This window comes from Streptomyces sp. HP-A2021 (genome assembly GCF_022807935.1).
Lineage (GTDB): Bacteria > Actinomycetota > Actinomycetes > Streptomycetales > Streptomycetaceae > Streptomyces > Streptomyces afghaniensis.
This window is the reverse complement of sequence record NZ_CP094344.1, coordinates 866,113-881,724: the sequence shown is the minus strand read 5'-3', so window position 1 is coordinate 881,724 and position 15,612 is coordinate 866,113. Positions and strand designations below refer to the sequence as shown.

The window sequence follows — 15,612 nt, the reverse complement described above, 5'->3', positions numbered from 1 at the left end:
CGGGACTGTGCGGACCCTCCAGGCGGATTCGACTGTCCGGGACGCGCCCGGCCCGAGCCGAAGCACCGGCACCCTGCCGAGTTCTTACCGGCTGTTCGTCCGGCTCCTCGGCACCAACAACCTGCCGGACTGATCTCGCCTGCCGTGTCGTCAGCACTCGATGACGTTGACCGCGAGCCCGCCGCGGGCCGTCTCCTTGTACTTGACCTTCATGTCGGCGCCCGTCTCCTTCATGGTCTTGATGACCTTGTCCAGGGAGACGTGGTGGCGGCCGTCGCCTCGCAGGGCCATCCGGGCCGCGGTGACGGCTTTGACCGCCGCCATGCCGTTGCGCTCGATGCACGGGATCTGCACCAGGCCGCCGACCGGGTCGCAGGTCAGGCCCAGGTTGTGCTCCATGCCGATCTCGGCGGCGTTCTCCACTTGTTCGGGCGAGCCGCCGAGCACCTCCGCGAGGCCGCCCGCGGCCATGGAACAGGCGGCGCCGACCTCGCCCTGGCAGCCGACCTCGGCGCCCGAGATCGAGGCGTTCTCCTTGAACAGCAGGCCGACGGCGCCGGCCGCCAGCAGGAACCGGACCACCGCGTCGTCGTCGGCTCCGTGGACGAAGTCGACGTAGTAGTGCAGGACGGCCGGGATGATGCCGGCCGCGCCGTTCGTCGGAGCGGTGACCACCCGGCCGCCGGCCGCGTTCTCCTCGTTGACCGCCATGGCGTAGAGGGTCACCCACTCCAACGCCCGCGCCGCCGGTTCGCCGTCGGTCCGCAGCGCCTTGGCCACGGCGGGGGCCCGGCGGCGGACCTTGAGCCCGCCGGGCAGGATCCCCTCAGAGGACAGCCCGCGCGCCACGCACTGCCGCATCACCCGCCAGATCTCCAGCAGTTCCGCCCGGATCTCCTCCTCGGTGCGCCACGCCAGCTCGTTCTCCAGCATCAGCGCCGAGATCGACAGACCCGTCTCCCGGGTCAGGCGCAGCAGCTCGTCGCCGCTGCCGAACGGGTACTTGACCACCGTGTCGTCGACCTTGACCCGGTCCGCACCGGCCGCGGCCTCGTCGACGACGAACCCGCCGCCGACCGAGTAGTAGGTGGCCTCCAGCAGGGACAGCCCCTCGGAGTCGTACGCGAACAGCCTCATGCCGTTGGCGTGGTACGGCAGGGAACGGCGGCGGTGCAGGACCAACTGCCGCTCCGCGTCGAAACGGATCTCATGGGTGTCGCCGAGTTCGCGGCCCAGCAGGCGCAGCCGTCCCGTCGCCCTGATCCGCTCGACGTCCCGTTCGGCCGCGCCGACGTCCACCGTGTGCGGCTCGTTGCCCTCGAGGCCGAGCAGGACGGCCTTGGGGGTGCCGTGACCGTGGCCGGTGGCCCCCAGGGAGCCGAAGAGCTCGGCTCGTACCGACGCCGTCCGCGCGAGCAGATCCTCCTTCTCCAGCCGGCTGGTGAACATGCGGGCGGCCCGCATGGGACCGACCGTGTGCGAACTGGACGGGCCTATGCCGATGGAGAAGAGATCGAAGACGGAGATGGCCACGAGCGGGCTCCTGCCTGGGTTTCTGATGAAGCAACCGGCATCTCTATACGCAACAGCCTTTCTGCTGTGTTCCGTGTTGTCAAGGCGCCTGCCGCAGAGCCGATGTGACGCGTGCATGACAGCATCAAACGCGCTGTCCGTCACTGAACGAGACGAGCGCCCATCGCGCCCCGACCGCTCAGGTTTCGCTGGGGTCTTCGCGCTCGATGCCCAGCTGCTCGATCGCCGAGGCCATGTGCGCGTGCAGGATCTCCTGGGCCGCTGCCGCGTCTCCTCGCGCGATCGCGTCGGCGATGGGCGTGTGGGACGTCGCGGACATGGCCAGATCACGGCGTTCGCCGGCAGCGCTCATGATCACCACGCGCATCGGTCCCTCGAGTTGCCGCCAGGTCTTCAGGAGTATCGAGTTGCCGGAGAGTTCACACAACAGGAGATGGAAGCCGAGATCGGCTTCGACCTTCGCGGCCAGATCCGCGCCTGATTCGAAGGCGTCACGGAGCTTCTCCAGGGCCTCGCCCAGGGCTGCGGCCGCTTCCTGCCTGCGCGGTGACGCGATGATCTGTGCCACCGCGAGTCCCTCCAGCGCTTCCCGGACCTGGAAGAGCTCCCGCACCTCGGTCGGGGTCAGCTGGGACACGCGCAGCATGCCGCGGGCTCCCGCCGTGACGAGCCCCTCCTGCTGGAGATGGCGCAGGGCCTCCCGTACCGTGCCGCGGCTCACCGACAGGTGCTCGGCGATCTCCACCTCGCCGAGGTGGTCGCCGGGGCGGTACCGGCCGGTCGTGATGGCCGTCCGCAAGGCCGCGAGCGCCTGCTCCCGGAGGGTCGTCGAGCGGGTGAGACTGGAAAGCGCCTGACCGGACACGGTCGAACCCCCTTCAACTCCGCGAGTGATCATAGTAGCCCGCGATGCTGTCATCTGTTGACAGTCGGCAGTTCCGGGCCAATCCCTGTCGAGTGGGTTGACACGTCCCGCCACCGGGATCAGCATCGACTCTCGACTGTTAACAGTCGACAGCCAACAGTCCGATCTGGGACGCCCGCCTACGATCAAGGAGGATCGGCATGGCTGAGTTCACAGCGCCACAGCAGGCGGCGCAGGGTTCGCCGGAGCGACTGAGAGTCGCCATCGGATGCGGAGTCGGCGCGACCATCGAGACGTACGACTTCATCGGCTTCGGAACGGCCGCGGCCCTCTACTTCGGTGACGTGTTCTTCCCCGACTCCGACCCGCTGTCGGCCACCTTGCTGTCCTTCGCGACGCTCGGCATCGGCTTCGCCGCACGGCCGCTGGGCGGCATCGTCGCAGGGCACCTCGGCGACCGCGTCGGCCGCAAACCCGTACTGGTCGGATCGCTGCTGCTGATGGGCATCGCGACCGTGCTGATCGGCTGTCTGCCCACCTACCAGATGGTCGGAGTCTGGGCGCCGATCCTGCTGGTGGTCGTCCGCGTGATCCAAGGGCTCGCGTTCGGCGCCGAGTGGGGCGGCGCCATCCTGATGACCTTCGAGCACGCCCCGTGGCGACGGCGCGGCCTCTACACGGGCATCACGCAGGCCGGTTTCCCGGTGGGTCTGCTGCTCGCCAACCTCGCCTTCCTCCTGAGCCGGCACACCCTGGACGACAACTGGGCCTGGCGCGTGCCGTTCCTGCTCAGTGCCGTCCTCATCGCCGTGGGGATCTTCATCCGGCTCAAGATCGACGAATCGCCCCAGTTCGAGGCCCTCAAGGAGTCCGGCGAGGTCGTCAAGAACCCGCTGTTCGTGGTGATCCGGGACGACTGGCGCAACGTCCTGCGGGCCTTCTGCCTGCGCATCACCGAGACGGCGGGATACGCCGTCTCGATCACCTTCGTCCTGTCCTACCTGGACGACGGCGACGCCCCCGACGTCTCCGGCACCACCAGCCTCACCGCCCTGGTCACGGCCGCCGCCCTCGGCATCGCCGCCACCACGCTCTGGGGCGGCCTGTCGGACCGGGTCGGCCGCCGCCCGGTCTACCTGTTCGGCTGCGCGGTGAGCGTCGTATGGGGCATCCCGCTCTTCCTGCTCGTCAACACCGAAGCCGCGGCACTCATCCTGATCGCCTTCGTGATCAGCTATGCCGTCTGCCAGAACTCGCTGGCCGGTGTCCAAGGCGCCTGGTTTTGCGAGCTGTTCGCCACCGGGACCCGCACCGCCGGAACGTCCCTGGCCTACCAGCTCTCCGCGGTCGTCTCCGGCTTCACTCCCATGATCGCCACCGCGCTGTACTCCGCCACCGGATGGACCGGGCCCGCGGTTCTCTTCACCTGCTACGGGCTGTTGGGCCTCCTGGCGACGTTGCTGACGCGTGAGACGTGGGGCGTCGACGAGCGCCGGGAAGCCGACCGCGCCGTGACCGCGTCCACCGAAACCGCTCTTCCCGCTGCCCACTGACAGAGACGAGGATCAACGTGATGTCCACTCGGGCACCCGCAACAGGGGTGCCGTCCACCCGGCGCGCCGCCGCCCTGAAGGACTCCGCCCACCGCATCCGTATGCACGCGCTGGACATGGGGGAGACCCAGGGCCAGGGCTACATCGGACAGGCACTGGGCGTGGCCGACATCCTGGCCGTCGTCTACCAGGACGTCCTCAACCACCGTGCCGACGAGCCGGACTGGCCGCAGCGCGACAGGTTCCTGCTGTCGATCGGCCACTACGCCATCGCCCTGTACGCGGCGCTCGCCGAGGCCGGTGTGCTGGACGTCGGCGAACTCGCCACCTACGGCAGCGACGACTCGCGTCTGCCCATGTCGGGCATGGCGTCCTACACACCCGGCATGGAGATCTCCGGCGGCTCCCTCGGCCACGGTCTGGGCGTCGCCACCGGCATGGCGCTCGGTCTGCGCCACCAGGGCAGCGACGCGCACGTCTACAACCTGCTGTCGGACGGTGAACTGGACGAGGGATCCACCTGGGAGGCGGCGCTCGCCTGCGCCCACCACGGTCTCGACAACGTCACCGCCATCGTCGACGTCAACGCCCTCCAGGCGGACGGCCCGACCGAGGGCGTGCTGCGCACCGAGCCGGTCACGGCCAAGTGGGAGGCGTTCGGCTGGCACGCCGTCCGCGTGGACGGCAACGACATCGAGGCACTCCTCGCGGCCTTCGACAGTCTGCGCGAGCACCGGGGGTCACCGGCCGTGCTCGTCTGCGACACCCGCATCGGATGCGGCGTACCGATGCTGGAGGCCCGGGAGAAGGCGCACTTCATGCGGGTCGAGGAGCACGAATGGCAGTTGGCGCGCGAACAGTTGACGGAACGTCACCGCACCACCGCCCGGAAGGAGGGAACCGTTCGATGAACACCCCGGTACCGACCCAGGCCGCCCGGCCCAAGCTCACCACCTCCGCGATGATCGCCTCGATCGCCGAAGAAGGGCAGCGCACCACCAAGGCCCCCTTCGGACACGCACTGGCCCGGCTCGCCGACGAACGCCCCGACGTGGTCGGACTCTCCGCGGACCTGGCCAAGTACACCGACATGCACGTCTTCCGTGAAGCCCACCCCGACCGCTTCTTCCAGATGGGCATGGCGGAACAGGTGATGCTGGGCGCTGCCGCGGGGCTGGCCGAGGTGGGCCTGACGCCGTTCGCCTCCACCTACTCCGTCTTTGCCACCCGCCGCGCCTACGACTTCCTGTGCCTCGACATCGCCGAGCCGCAGCTGGGCGTCAACGTCGTGGGTGCCCTGCCCGGCCTGACCACGGGCTACGGCCCCAGCCACCAGGCGACCGAGGACCTGGCGATCCTGCGCGGCATGCCCGGCCTGACGGTCGTGGACCCGGCGGACTCGGTGGACATCGAGCAGGCCGTGCCGGCGCTGGCGGCCCATCCGGGTCCCACGTACATGAGGCTGCTGCGCGGAGCGGTACCCACCGTCCTGGACGAGTACGACTACCGGTTCGAACTCGGCAAGGCGGCGGAGCTGCGCGGCGGCCGCGACGTGCTGTTCATCTCGACCGGCCTGATGACGGTCCGTGCCCTGACAGCGGCTCAGGAACTCGCGGACGACCACGTGGACGTCGCCGTCCTCCACGTGCCGACGATCAAACCGTTCGACCGCGAGACCGTGCTGCGGGAGTGCGCCAGGGGACGCCTCGTCATCACCCTCGAGAACCACAGCGTCGTCGGAGGCCTTGCCGAGTCCGTGGCGTCCTGCCTGGCCTTCGCCCGGCAAACAGCCCGCATCGTACCGATCGGACTGCCGGACGAGTTCCTCGCCGCGGGTGCGCTGCCCACCCTCCACGACCGTTACGGCCTCTCCGTCGCAGCGATCAAGGAACGCGTCCGCCGCGAGCTCTGAGCCCCGCGCAGGACATCCGGACTCACCGCCCTTTCGCCACTCCTTCAGGAGAACCCATGGTCACCGAACACACTCCCCGCACCGCAGTCGTCACCGGCGCGGGATCCCTCCGAGGCATCGGGCGCGCCACCACGCACGCCCTGGCCGCCGCCGGCTACCACACAGCCGTCCTCGACCTGGACAAGGAGGCCGCCGAGGACACCGCCCGGGAGGTCGCCGACCGCCACGGGGTGCAAGCGCTGGGGCTAGCGGCGGATGTCACCGACGCCGACGCCGTCGACGCCGCGATCGGGGAGATCGAAGCGGCACTCCCGCCGATCGGAGCCCTCGTCAACAACGCGGGGATCACGTCCCCGACCCGCTTCCTCGACGTATCGCCCACCGAGTGGGACCGGATCTTCGAGGTGAACGTCCGCGGGAGCTTCCTCGTCACTCACCGCGTGGCCGGCGGGATGGCCGAGCGGGGGTTCGGCCGCATCGTCTTCCTGTCGTCCGTCTCCGCCGAGCGCGGTGGCGGGGTGTTCGGGGGAGTGGCGTATTCGGCGGCCAAGGCCGCCCTCCTGGGCTTCGCCCGGGCCCTCGCCCGCGAGCTCGGCCCGTCCGGAGTCACGGTCAACTCCGTGGCCCCCGGCCTGATCAACACCGACATCACACAAGGGAAGCTGGACGAGGAGCGCAAGGCCGCCATGGTCGCGGACGTCCCGGTACGCCGCATCGGCGATGTCGAGGACGTGGCCGACGTCATCGCCTTCCTGGCCCGGCCCGAATCGGGCTACCTCACGGGCGCGACGTACGACGTCAACGGCGGGTCCCACATCCACTGAGTTGCGTTCATCCTGAACGTGCAGATCACAGGGGTGGCGTGGGTGGATGGTGCCGTGCAGAGGTCTCGCCGGGGGCGGCGGCGACCAATCCAGCCACTCCATGAGGCGCTAGGAGAGCGCCGCTTCGATGGCGGCCTGGATGTCGTCGCTCTGGGCGTCCGAGCTGCCCGGACCGAGGTTCACCATGACCGTGGCCTGCCTGCCGTCGACTCTGGCGCCGGCGGCCGTCTCGTAGCCGAGGAAGTCGCCGGTGTGTCCCCAGTAGAGGCCGCCGCCGGGCAGCGGCTTGCTCTCCAGGCCGAGGCCGTACGCGCGGCCGTCGGAGCTGCCGGTCGGGCGGGTCGTCATCATCTCCTCGAGCTGGGCCGGGGGCAGCAGCTTGCCACCCAGCAGCGCGCCCATGAACCGGTTGACGTCGGCGCCGCTGGAGATGATCCCGCCCGCCGTGCCGCCGACCGTGGGGTTGATCGCGGTGATGTCCAGGAGCGGTGCGTCCGGGCCCGGCTGCACGTATCCGCGCGCGTGCGGTCCGGGGATCGCCGGGTCGTCGCCCGGGAAGGACGTCCCTCGTAGCCGCAACGGCTCGACGATGCGCCGCTGCAGCTCCTCGCCGTACGAGCGGCCGGTCACCTTCTCGATGATCATCCCGGCCAGTACGTAGCCGGTGTTGGAGTACTTCCAGCCGGTGCCCGGCTTGAACGTCGGCGGGTGGGCGAGCGCCAGCTTCACCAGATCACGGGGGTCGTGGTGGGCCATCGGGTCCTGGATGACATCCTGCGGCTTGAGGTAGGAGAGCAAGTCGGGCAGCCCGCTGGTGTGCTGGAGCATCTGCCGGACAGTGATCCTGCGCCCGTCGTTGCCGTGGCCGCGCACGACGCCGGGCAGGTAGCGCTCCACCGGCGCGTCCAGATCAACGCGCCGCTCTCCCACCAGCTGCAGCATCATCGTCGCGGTGAACGTCTTGGTCATGCTGCCGATCCGGAACCTGCTGTCGCGGTGCACCGGCGCGCGGCTCTCGACGTCCGCGACACCACTGGTCAGCACCGTGCTGCGGTGCCGGTCCCGCACCTCGGCCAGCGCTCCGGGCGCGCCGTCGACCGTGGTCAGTCTGTGCAGCAGGGTGCGCAGCCGCGCGTAGTCGGCGTGACGCTTGGACTCCCCGACGGCGGATTCCGCGGCGGTGGCCGCGGTGGCGGTGGCCGGCAGCACGCCCCCCACGACACCCATCGCCACGGCCAGTGTGAGAGCGCCACCCAGCGCGCGCTTGTGCTTGAGCATGTGGTTTTCCTTGATCGTCCGGGCTTGCGGTGTCATTCCACGATGCCCGCACCGGGTGCACCGGAGCGATGGGGCGATCAACCGGATCGGTGGTGGGGTTAACCCCCTGTACCCACCCACGCCAGACCCGACATGCTTCATCCAGATGTCCGATCGGGCTCGAAACTGTCAGTTCACGATGAGGGGCGCAGGGGGCGCACGAGTGTGCCTCCCCCGACGTCCCCCTGCGGGAGGTGGCCGTCAAGGCGCCGGCGAACAGGTGACGGCAGCTCAACGCCCGGGTTGCGTCCGGGCGTTGGCACGGGCCGTTAGAGTGGGTGCCGCCGTATTCGACGCGTCGGAGCAACACTTGGCGAATCTGTCCCACCATGAGGAGATCTTCTCCGGTGACGGCACTGGGCCGATGCGGTTGCCGCGTTGGCAGGGTGAGGTTTCGCCTGCGGGTTTGGCGGTCACCTTGGTCGCTGACTACACGTTTCCGGCTCGGGCCTGGTTGCCGGCGGCGGCGATCGTGGCGCTGCTGGGGGAGTTCGACGTGGCTGCGGGCGCGGCCCGTACGACGATCAGCAGGCTGGCGCGTCGAGGGGTGCTGGAGAACAGTCGTCAGGGGCGGTTCAGCTCGTACCGGCTGACGCGGGAGGCCGCCGTCGATCTGTGGAGCGGCGGTGCGTCGATCGCCACGTTCACCACGCAGCCCGACGCGTGGGACGGATGGTGGACGCTGGTCGCCTTCTCCGTGCCGGAGCGGGAGAGTACCCGTCGGCGTGCGCTGCGCACCGCGCTGCGGTGGCGGGGGTTCGCGCCGTTGTACGACGCGGTCTGGGCGTCGCCGCACCCGCTCACCACGAAGGGGCGTGTCGAGCTGGCCGAGTTGGCGCCGGGGTCGGTGAGTGTGTTCCGCGCGCGGCAGGTGGATCTCGAGACGGAGGCCAACCGCAACCCGGTCGAGGCGTGGGACCTGTCCGGCATCGCCGAGCAGTACGAGGTGTTCATCCGGCGGTGGAGCGGCCTGCTGCCGCGTATCAGCGCTGGTGAGGTCACGGGCGCCGCGGCGGTGCGTGCCCGCACCGAGGTGATGAACACCTACCGTCACTTCCCGGTGCTGGACCCCCTGTTGCCCATCGAGCTGCTGCCGGCCGACTGGCCCCGGTCCCGGGCGCGGGAGGTGTGCGTCGCGGTGTACGACGGTCTGGCCCACCCGGCCCAGGAACACGTCCGTTCGGTGGCGGCCCGGTCCGCGGCCGGTCCGCACCTCGGCATCAGCGCCCACACGATCGCCGGCATGAGCGCTGGAATCGGTCACAGTCCCGACTGAACACCGGTGGTTTGACTTTGAGTTCAGATGGATTGAGTCCCAGCGATTGACAGATGAGAGCCCGATGGTGACTCTTTCTGTTATTCGACCTGGTGTGGGAGCGTTCACAGTCATGTGCCTCAGAGAGCAGGTGGCATAGTCGCTCCTCGCCGCATCGGGCTCCACACGTGCAACCCCCCACTCACACAGGAGTCATCCATGAGCATGCAACGGCGCACCTTCCTGGCCCTGAGCGCGGCCGGAGCGGCGGGCATGGGCGCGTCCCTGCTCGGCACCGGGCAGGCAGGCGCCATCGCCAGGCCGCAGAGCGCACCGACCACGCCGTTCGCGGTCGGCGTGCGCCGGTATGACTGGACGCGCGGCAGCCGCCGGTGCACCACCTACGTCTACTACCCCGCCACCGGCACCCCCGGCGGCAACCCGGTGACGAACGCCCCGGTCGCGGGCGGTGTCTTCCCCGTCTACAACTTCACCCACGGGTACGGAAGCAGCCCGCAGAACTCCCTGTTCATCATCCGGGCCCTGGCCTCGGCGGGCTTCGTCGTCCCCGCCCCGCACTTCAACCACAACTTCGGCGACGTCAACAACGGCAACTCCTCCAAGGACGTCTCGCAGGTCATCACCAACACCCTCGCGCTCAACGCGAGCGGTCCGCTGGCCGGGCACATCAACACCGGGATCGGCGTCGGCGTCTCGGGCCACTCCCTGGGCGGCATGATCACCCATGGCCTGCTGACCTCCTGGCCCGACCGCAGGATCATCTCCGCCAACCCGCAGTCCTGCACCGACATGGGCAACCCGTCCAGCTCGGTCTCCGCGAAGGTCCTGTTCGTCCACGGCGACCGGGACTCGACCACGCAGTACTCCTCTGCCCGGCAGGCGTACAACGAGATGACCTGGCCGAAGGCGTTCCTCACCTTCGTCGGCGGCAGCCACACCAGCTTCTGGAGCGACCAGCGCTTCCCGAGGACCGTCGTCGACTGGGCCCGCTGGACCATGTACGGCGACACCGCCGCACGGGACCGCCTCCCTGCCGACGCGGCCGGGTCCAACACCAGGTGGGAATCCGTCCTGCGCTGAGGAGCAGCCGCTCCACGCCCGGCCCGACGTTCCCGCACGTGAGGCTCGTCAGACAGCTTTGTCATGATCGCGTCACGCGGCGGGGCATTCCCCCACACCGGAGGTCACTGTGACCGACTCTCACCGGCGCCCCCGTACGGCGCCGCGTCCACGAAGAATCCGCCGAGCCCCGGGTGGCCGTGTGGCAGGCGTCCTCGCCGCCGCCTTCGCGCTGGCGGCCTCCGCGCTCACCGTGCTGCCCCAGACCGCGGAGGCCGCGACCGCGCGACAGGTGGAGCGCCTCGACCGGGGACTCACCAGTGTCCACACCAGCAGCGGGAACCTGGTGTCGTGGCGCTGGCTGGCCACCGACCCGAACGACGTGTCGTTCAACGTCTACCGCGGCGCCACCAAGGTCAACTCCTCGCCGATCACCGGCTCCACGAACTACTTCGACTCCGGCGCCCAGGACTCCGCCGAGTACACGGTGCGCCCGGTGGTGAACGGAACCGAACAGGCCCCCTCGGAGCGAGCCTTGCAGTTCCGGTCGGGATACCTGGACGTCCCGATCACCCCGCCCGCAGGCGGCACCGCTCCGGGCAACTCGGCGTACACCTACGAGGCCAACGACGCCAGTCTCGGCGACCTGGACGGCGACGGCAGGCTCGACCTGGTCCTGAAGTGGTATCCCACCAACGCCAAGGACAACGCCCAGTCCGGCTACACCGGCAACACCATCGTCGACGGCATCAAGCTCGACGGGACCCGGCTGTGGCGCGTCGACCTGGGCCGCAACATCCGCTCGGGCGCTCACTACACGCAGTTCCAGGTGTACGACTACGACGGTGACGGCAAGGCCGAGGTCGCCATGAAGACCGCCGACGGCACCCGCGACGGCACCGGCGCGGTCATCGGCAACGCGTCGGCCGACCACCGCAACTCCAGCGGCTATGTGCTGTCCGGTCCCGAGTTCCTGACGATGTTCAACGGCCAGACCGGCAAGGCGATGGGGACCGTCGACTACGTCCCGGGCCGCGGCAACGTCTCCTCCTGGGGCGACAACTACGGCAACCGCGTCGACCGCTTCCTGGCCGGCACGGCCTACCTCGACGGCTCCCGCCCCTCCCTGATCATGGCGCGCGGCTATTACACCCGCACCGTGATCGCCGCCTGGGACTGGCGAAACGGTGCCTTCACCCGCCGCTGGACCTTCGACACCAGCTCCTCCGCCAACAGCGGCAAGGGCTACGACGGTCAGGGCAACCACAGCCTGTCCGTCGCGGACGTCGACGCCGACGGCAAGGACGAGATCGTCTACGGCGCGATGACGGTCGACGACAACGGCAACGGGCTGTGGACGACGAGGCTGGGCCACGGCGACGCCGGCCACGTCGGGGACCTCAACCCCTCCCGCGCGGGCCTTGAGTACTTCAAGGTCTGCGAGAACTCCGGCTCACCCGGCTCGTGGATGGCCGACGCCCGCACCGGCCAGATCCTCTGGCGGACGGCCTCGGGCTCGGACAACGGCCGCGGTGTCGCCGCCGACATCTACGCCGGCAGCCCGGGCGCCGAGGCCTGGTCCGCCACCGACACCACCTTGCGTTCGGCGACCGGCGCCTCGCTCGGCCGGGAGCCGTCCAGCATGAACTTCCTGTCCTGGTGGGACGGCGACCCGGTCCGTGAACTCCTCGACGGCACCCGCATCGACAAGTACGGCACCTCGGGTGACACCCGCCTGCTGACCGGGTCCGGGGTCCACTCCAACAACGGCACGAAGTCCACGCCGTCGCTCTCCGGGGACATCCTCGGCGACTGGCGTGAAGAGGTCATCTGGCCGACGTCGAACAACAGGGCCCTGCGGATCTACTCGACCCCGCACCAGACGAACACGAAGATCACGACCCTGCTGCACGACACGCAGTACCGCACGGCCCTGGCCTGGCAGAACACGGCCTACAACCAGCCCCCGCACCCGAGCTTCTTCATCGGCAACGGGATGCCGACGGCTCCACGGCCCACCGTCCACACGCCCTGAACCCCGCCGCGTGGCCGCCCGTGCCCCACGCATGGGCGGCCCACGGCCAACCGCCCGCCGGCCGCCTGACTCAAGTGCGGCCGGAACGCAGGAAGGAGCGACCATGCACCCCACCGATGCAAGCGGTTCCGGGCGGATCAACCGCAGGACCCTGCTGAAGGCCACCACGGCCACCGCCGGGGCGATCGCCACCGCCGCCGTGCTCGCCGAACTCGACACGCCGGCCAGCGCCGCCGCGGGCTTCGTCAAGGGCGTCGACATCAGCTGGGTGCCGCAGATGGAGGCGCGCGGCTTCTCCTGGAAGAACGCGAGCGGTCAGAAGCAGGACCTGCTGACCATTCTCAAGGGGTACGGCATCAGCGCGGTGCGGTTGCGCACGTTCGTCAATCCCTCCAGCAGCCCCACCGACGGGCACTGCGGCATCAACGAGGTCGCGGCCTTCGCCAAGCGGGTCAAGGCCGCCGGAATGTCGATCATGCTCGACTACATGTTCGGCGACACCTGGAACTCCGTCGGCGTGCAGAACCCGCCCGCCGCCTGGCGGAACATGACCTACAGCCAGATGCGCACCGCGATGGGCACGTACGTGAACCAGACCATGACGATCATGAGGAACAACGACGTGCTCCCCACCTGGGTGCAGATCGGCAACGAGATCAACAGCGGGATCTGCCGCCCTGTCGGCAGCGTCTCCAGCCCGGCGCAGCTGACCGGCCTGCTCAACGCCGCCTACACCCAGGTCAAAGCCGTGTCACCGAACTCGATCGTGTGCATCCACCTGGCCCAGCCGCAGAAGTACGACGCGATGACGACGTTCTTCAGCCGTTACGCCGCCAACGGCGGCAAGTGGGACATGTCGGTGTTCTCCTCCTACGGCAGCGCCGACGTCGCCCCCGGCATCGTGGCGAACATGAGGAAGATCTCCGACGCCTACGGCAAGCCGTTCCTGCAGAGCGAGTTCGGCGGCCGGGTGGACCGGGCTTCCTCGACCCAAGCCTCGCTGGTCGCCTACATCAAGGCACTGAAGGCCAACGGGGGACAGGGCATCTTCTACTGGGAGCCGGAGTGCATGTCCCCGTTCACCGGCTACAACATGGGCGCCTGGGACTCCGCCACGCAGCGCCCCACCGTCATCATGAACGGCTTCACCCAGGCCTGAACGACGGCTGTGGACCGCAGCCCGGGCATCCCTCCGGTCAAGGATTGGAACTCGTGATTGAAATGAGCATGACACTCATACGTCAAGGGCACGGGGTCAGGCTGGGCGCAGCGGGTCTCCTGACCCTTGCGGCACTGGTCGGCACCGGCACGGCGCAGGCCGACGCCGCTCCGCGGGCACTGCCGGCCGGTTGTTCCGGCACTGCGCCGATCAAGTGTCACTACGCGGTCTCGCCCGGCAACTACGACGTGACGGTCTCCCTCGGCGGCGCCGCTTCCGCCGGGCAGACCGAGATGTGGGTGGAGGCCCGGCGCCTGATGCTGCCGGCGACGAAGACGGCGGCCGGTGCCGTCGCCACGTACTCGTTCACGGTCAATGTGCGGCAGCCGGAGGGCCAGCCGACCGGCCAGGGCGGCACCGGGAACCCCGGCCTGGACATCCGGTTCGCGGGGACCAACCCGCAGGTGTCGGCCGTCTCCGTGAAACCGGCGAACCAGCCGATGGTCGCCTACCTGGCCGGTGACTCGACCGTGTGCGACCAGCTGATCGCCCCCTACACCGGATGGGGCCAGATGATCACCCCGGCGGTGGGTCCCGGCGCGGTCGTCGCCAACTACGCCGACTCGGGGGAGAGTTCGGGCAGCTTCCTGTCCAACTCGGCGCTCTTCCGGGTGCTGCTGCCGAAGGTCAAGGCGAACGACGCGGTGTTCATCCAGTTCGGCCACAACGACAAGCAGACCAGCGCGTCCGCCTTCCGGAACAACCTGACCTCCATGATCACGCAGGTCCGTGCGAAGGGCGGCGTCCCGGTCCTGGTGACCCCGCCCGTCCGCCGGCAGTTCAACGGCAACCGGCTCACGGCTACGGCGCTGCACGTCAATGGCGTCGGAGTCGACCTGCCCGCCCAGATGCGCGCGGTCGGCACGGCACAGAAGGCGCCGGTGATCGATCTGACCGCCAAGAGCAAGACGCTGGTCGAGTCCCTCGGCCCGTCCGCCTCCGCACAGCTCTTCCTGCGCTCCTCCGTCGACGGAGTCACGGACAACACCCACTTCTCGCAGTACGGCGCGACGCAGATCGGCGCCCTGGTGCTCCAGAGCATCCGGGAGCAGCGCCTGCCCCTGGCCGCGCACCTGCGCTGACCGACGCGCGGCGGCGCCCGTTCCTGGGAAGGACCTGATGAAGAAGCTTCGGACACTCGTCACGACCGCACTGGTGATCGCCTTGTCCAGCCTCGGCGTCGGCATCGCGTCGGCGGCCGACAGCGGCGCGGTGAACTGCACCGGTGCCTCCCACGCCCCGGCGGCACGGGCGGCGGCCGCGCCGGTCACCGTGTGGCTGGCCGGTGACTCCACCATGGCCAACCCGGGCGCCGCCCGCTGCCCGGTCGGCTGGGGCAGCCAGTTCGACGCCCTGTTCAACAGCGACGTGACGGTCAGGAACCAGGCGGTGGGCGGCCGCAGCATCCAGACCTGGCTGTACGAGGGGAACGTGAGCAGCACCAAGGGCTCCGACGGCGAGTGCCGCCTCACGTCCGGCTCGTACTCGTCACGCTGGCAGGCGATGCTGAACGCGAGCACCGGGATGAAGGCCGGCGACTATCTCTTCATCCAGTTCGGCATCAACGACTCCTCCTCGACCTGCCCCCGGCACGTCGGCCCGGCCCGGTACCAGCAGCTGATGACCATGATGGCCCAGGCCGCCCTGGCCCGGGGCGCGCACCCGGTGCTGCTCACCCCGGTGGCCGCCATCACCTGCTCCGGCAGCACGGCGACCAAGAACCGCGGCTTCGTCTCCCAGACCTTCGCCGCCGGATCCGCGACCGGGGCGCCGGTCATCGACCTGCAGACACTCAGTGTCTCGCGCTACAACAGTCTGCGCTTCTGCCCGAACAACGGCGACTACGGAGGCAGCGGTCCCCTGGGCACCTTCTTCTGCAACGACCACACCCACTTCGAAACCCACGGCGCCCAGCAGATCGCCACGCTCGTCGCCGGCGACCTGCGCCGGCAGAACCTCCCGCTCGCCGCGTATCTCAGGTAGCACCCGGGGGAGGGGCAACCGGACTGCCTGCTACTG

At 69.5% G+C, this 15,612-nt stretch carries 13 protein-coding genes; 10 read left to right on the top strand and 3 right to left on the bottom strand.

The window, feature by feature from the left end; all coding sequences use genetic code 11:
* Nucleotides 1-150 precede the first annotated feature (150 nt).
* Both MQE23_RS04120 and MQE23_RS04115 read right to left on the bottom strand, forming a co-directional pair.
* Nucleotides 151-1,533 carry an L-serine ammonia-lyase gene (locus MQE23_RS04120; RefSeq protein ID WP_243378273.1) on the bottom strand — a complete coding sequence of 461 codons (1,383 nt, stop codon included), beginning with the start codon at nucleotides 1,531-1,533 and terminating at the stop codon, nucleotides 151-153.
* A 178-nt stretch (nucleotides 1,534-1,711) separates the two neighbouring features.
* On the bottom strand, nucleotides 1,712-2,398 hold the full coding sequence (locus MQE23_RS04115) for a GntR family transcriptional regulator (RefSeq protein ID WP_020276444.1): 687 nt from the start codon (nucleotides 2,396-2,398) through the stop codon (nucleotides 1,712-1,714).
* A 200-nt stretch (nucleotides 2,399-2,598) separates the two neighbouring features.
* Here MQE23_RS04115 and MQE23_RS04110 point away from each other — a divergent pair, with 200 nt between their 5' ends.
* Genes MQE23_RS04110 through MQE23_RS04095 form a run of 4 tightly spaced genes read left to right on the top strand, consistent with a single transcriptional unit; the run spans nucleotide 2,599 to nucleotide 6,687 of the window.
* Nucleotides 2,599-3,951, top strand: coding sequence for an MFS transporter (locus MQE23_RS04110; protein ID WP_243378272.1), 1,353 nt, complete (start codon nucleotides 2,599-2,601; stop codon nucleotides 3,949-3,951).
* Nucleotides 3,952-3,971: 20 nt separating this feature from the next.
* Nucleotides 3,972-4,862, top strand: coding sequence for a transketolase (locus tag MQE23_RS04105; RefSeq protein ID WP_051185715.1), 891 nt, complete (start codon nucleotides 3,972-3,974; stop codon nucleotides 4,860-4,862).
* Nucleotides 4,859-5,863, top strand: a complete 1,005-nt coding sequence (locus MQE23_RS04100; RefSeq protein WP_243378271.1) for a transketolase C-terminal domain-containing protein — start codon at nucleotides 4,859-4,861, stop codon at nucleotides 5,861-5,863. The genes MQE23_RS04105 and MQE23_RS04100 overlap by 4 nt, the downstream gene beginning before the upstream one ends.
* A gap of 56 nt (nucleotides 5,864-5,919) precedes the next feature.
* Entirely contained in the window at nucleotides 5,920-6,687 is a 768-nt protein-coding gene (locus MQE23_RS04095; RefSeq protein WP_020276440.1) for an SDR family NAD(P)-dependent oxidoreductase, read from the top strand.
* Between the two features lie 108 nt (nucleotides 6,688-6,795).
* Here the strand turns inward: MQE23_RS04095 and MQE23_RS04090 are convergent, their stop codons facing one another.
* Nucleotides 6,796-7,965, bottom strand: coding sequence for a serine hydrolase domain-containing protein (locus tag MQE23_RS04090; RefSeq protein WP_037672924.1), 1,170 nt, complete (start codon nucleotides 7,963-7,965; stop codon nucleotides 6,796-6,798).
* Between the two features lie 445 nt (nucleotides 7,966-8,410).
* Between MQE23_RS04090 and MQE23_RS04085 the strand changes: the two genes are divergently transcribed.
* The 6 genes from MQE23_RS04085 to MQE23_RS04060 all read left to right on the top strand — a co-directional run bounded on the left by MQE23_RS04085 (nucleotide 8,411) and on the right by MQE23_RS04060 (nucleotide 15,576).
* Nucleotides 8,411-9,280 carry a PaaX family transcriptional regulator C-terminal domain-containing protein gene (locus tag MQE23_RS04085; RefSeq protein ID WP_243378270.1) on the top strand — a complete coding sequence of 290 codons (870 nt, stop codon included), beginning with the start codon at nucleotides 8,411-8,413 and terminating at the stop codon, nucleotides 9,278-9,280.
* 198 nt (nucleotides 9,281-9,478) lie between these two features.
* On the top strand, nucleotides 9,479-10,360 hold the full coding sequence (locus MQE23_RS04080; RefSeq protein WP_020276437.1) for an alpha/beta hydrolase: 882 nt from the start codon (nucleotides 9,479-9,481) through the stop codon (nucleotides 10,358-10,360).
* A gap of 211 nt (nucleotides 10,361-10,571) precedes the next feature.
* Entirely contained in the window at nucleotides 10,572-12,374 is a 1,803-nt protein-coding gene (locus tag MQE23_RS04075; RefSeq protein WP_279345191.1) for a rhamnogalacturonan lyase, read from the top strand.
* 103 nt (nucleotides 12,375-12,477) lie between these two features.
* The gene (locus MQE23_RS04070) at nucleotides 12,478-13,533 is read left to right on the top strand and encodes a glycosyl hydrolase 53 family protein (protein WP_243378269.1); all 1,056 of its coding nucleotides are present in this window, start codon (nucleotides 12,478-12,480) and stop codon (nucleotides 13,531-13,533) included.
* A 68-nt stretch (nucleotides 13,534-13,601) separates the two neighbouring features.
* The gene (locus MQE23_RS04065; RefSeq protein ID WP_243378268.1) at nucleotides 13,602-14,675 is read left to right on the top strand and encodes a rhamnogalacturonan acetylesterase; all 1,074 of its coding nucleotides are present in this window, start codon (nucleotides 13,602-13,604) and stop codon (nucleotides 14,673-14,675) included.
* Between the two features lie 37 nt (nucleotides 14,676-14,712).
* Complete coding sequence (locus MQE23_RS04060) at nucleotides 14,713-15,576, top strand: GDSL-type esterase/lipase family protein (protein ID WP_243378267.1); 864 nt, start codon at nucleotides 14,713-14,715, stop codon at nucleotides 15,574-15,576.
* Nucleotides 15,577-15,612: the final 36 nt, after the last annotated feature.

Bases quoted from the DNA above. Each gene is read 5' to 3' on its own strand.
- MQE23_RS04100 (WP_243378271.1), top strand. From the start codon at position 4,859: ATGAACACCCCGGTACCGACCCAGGCCGCCCGGCCCAAGCTCACCACC.
- MQE23_RS04080 (WP_020276437.1), top strand. From the start codon at position 9,479: ATGAGCATGCAACGGCGCACCTTCCTGGCCCTGAGCGCGGCCGGAGCG.
- MQE23_RS04060 (WP_243378267.1), top strand. From the start codon at position 14,713: ATGAAGAAGCTTCGGACACTCGTCACGACCGCACTGGTGATCGCCTTG.
- MQE23_RS04105 (WP_051185715.1), top strand. From the start codon at position 3,972: ATGTCCACTCGGGCACCCGCAACAGGGGTGCCGTCCACCCGGCGCGCC.
- MQE23_RS04095 (WP_020276440.1), top strand. From the start codon at position 5,920: ATGGTCACCGAACACACTCCCCGCACCGCAGTCGTCACCGGCGCGGGA.
- MQE23_RS04070 (WP_243378269.1), top strand. From the start codon at position 12,478: ATGCACCCCACCGATGCAAGCGGTTCCGGGCGGATCAACCGCAGGACC.
- MQE23_RS04110 (WP_243378272.1), top strand. From the start codon at position 2,599: ATGGCTGAGTTCACAGCGCCACAGCAGGCGGCGCAGGGTTCGCCGGAG.
- MQE23_RS04090 (WP_037672924.1), bottom strand. From the start codon at position 7,965: ATGCTCAAGCACAAGCGCGCGCTGGGTGGCGCTCTCACACTGGCCGTG.
- MQE23_RS04065 (WP_243378268.1), top strand. From the start codon at position 13,602: ATGACACTCATACGTCAAGGGCACGGGGTCAGGCTGGGCGCAGCGGGT.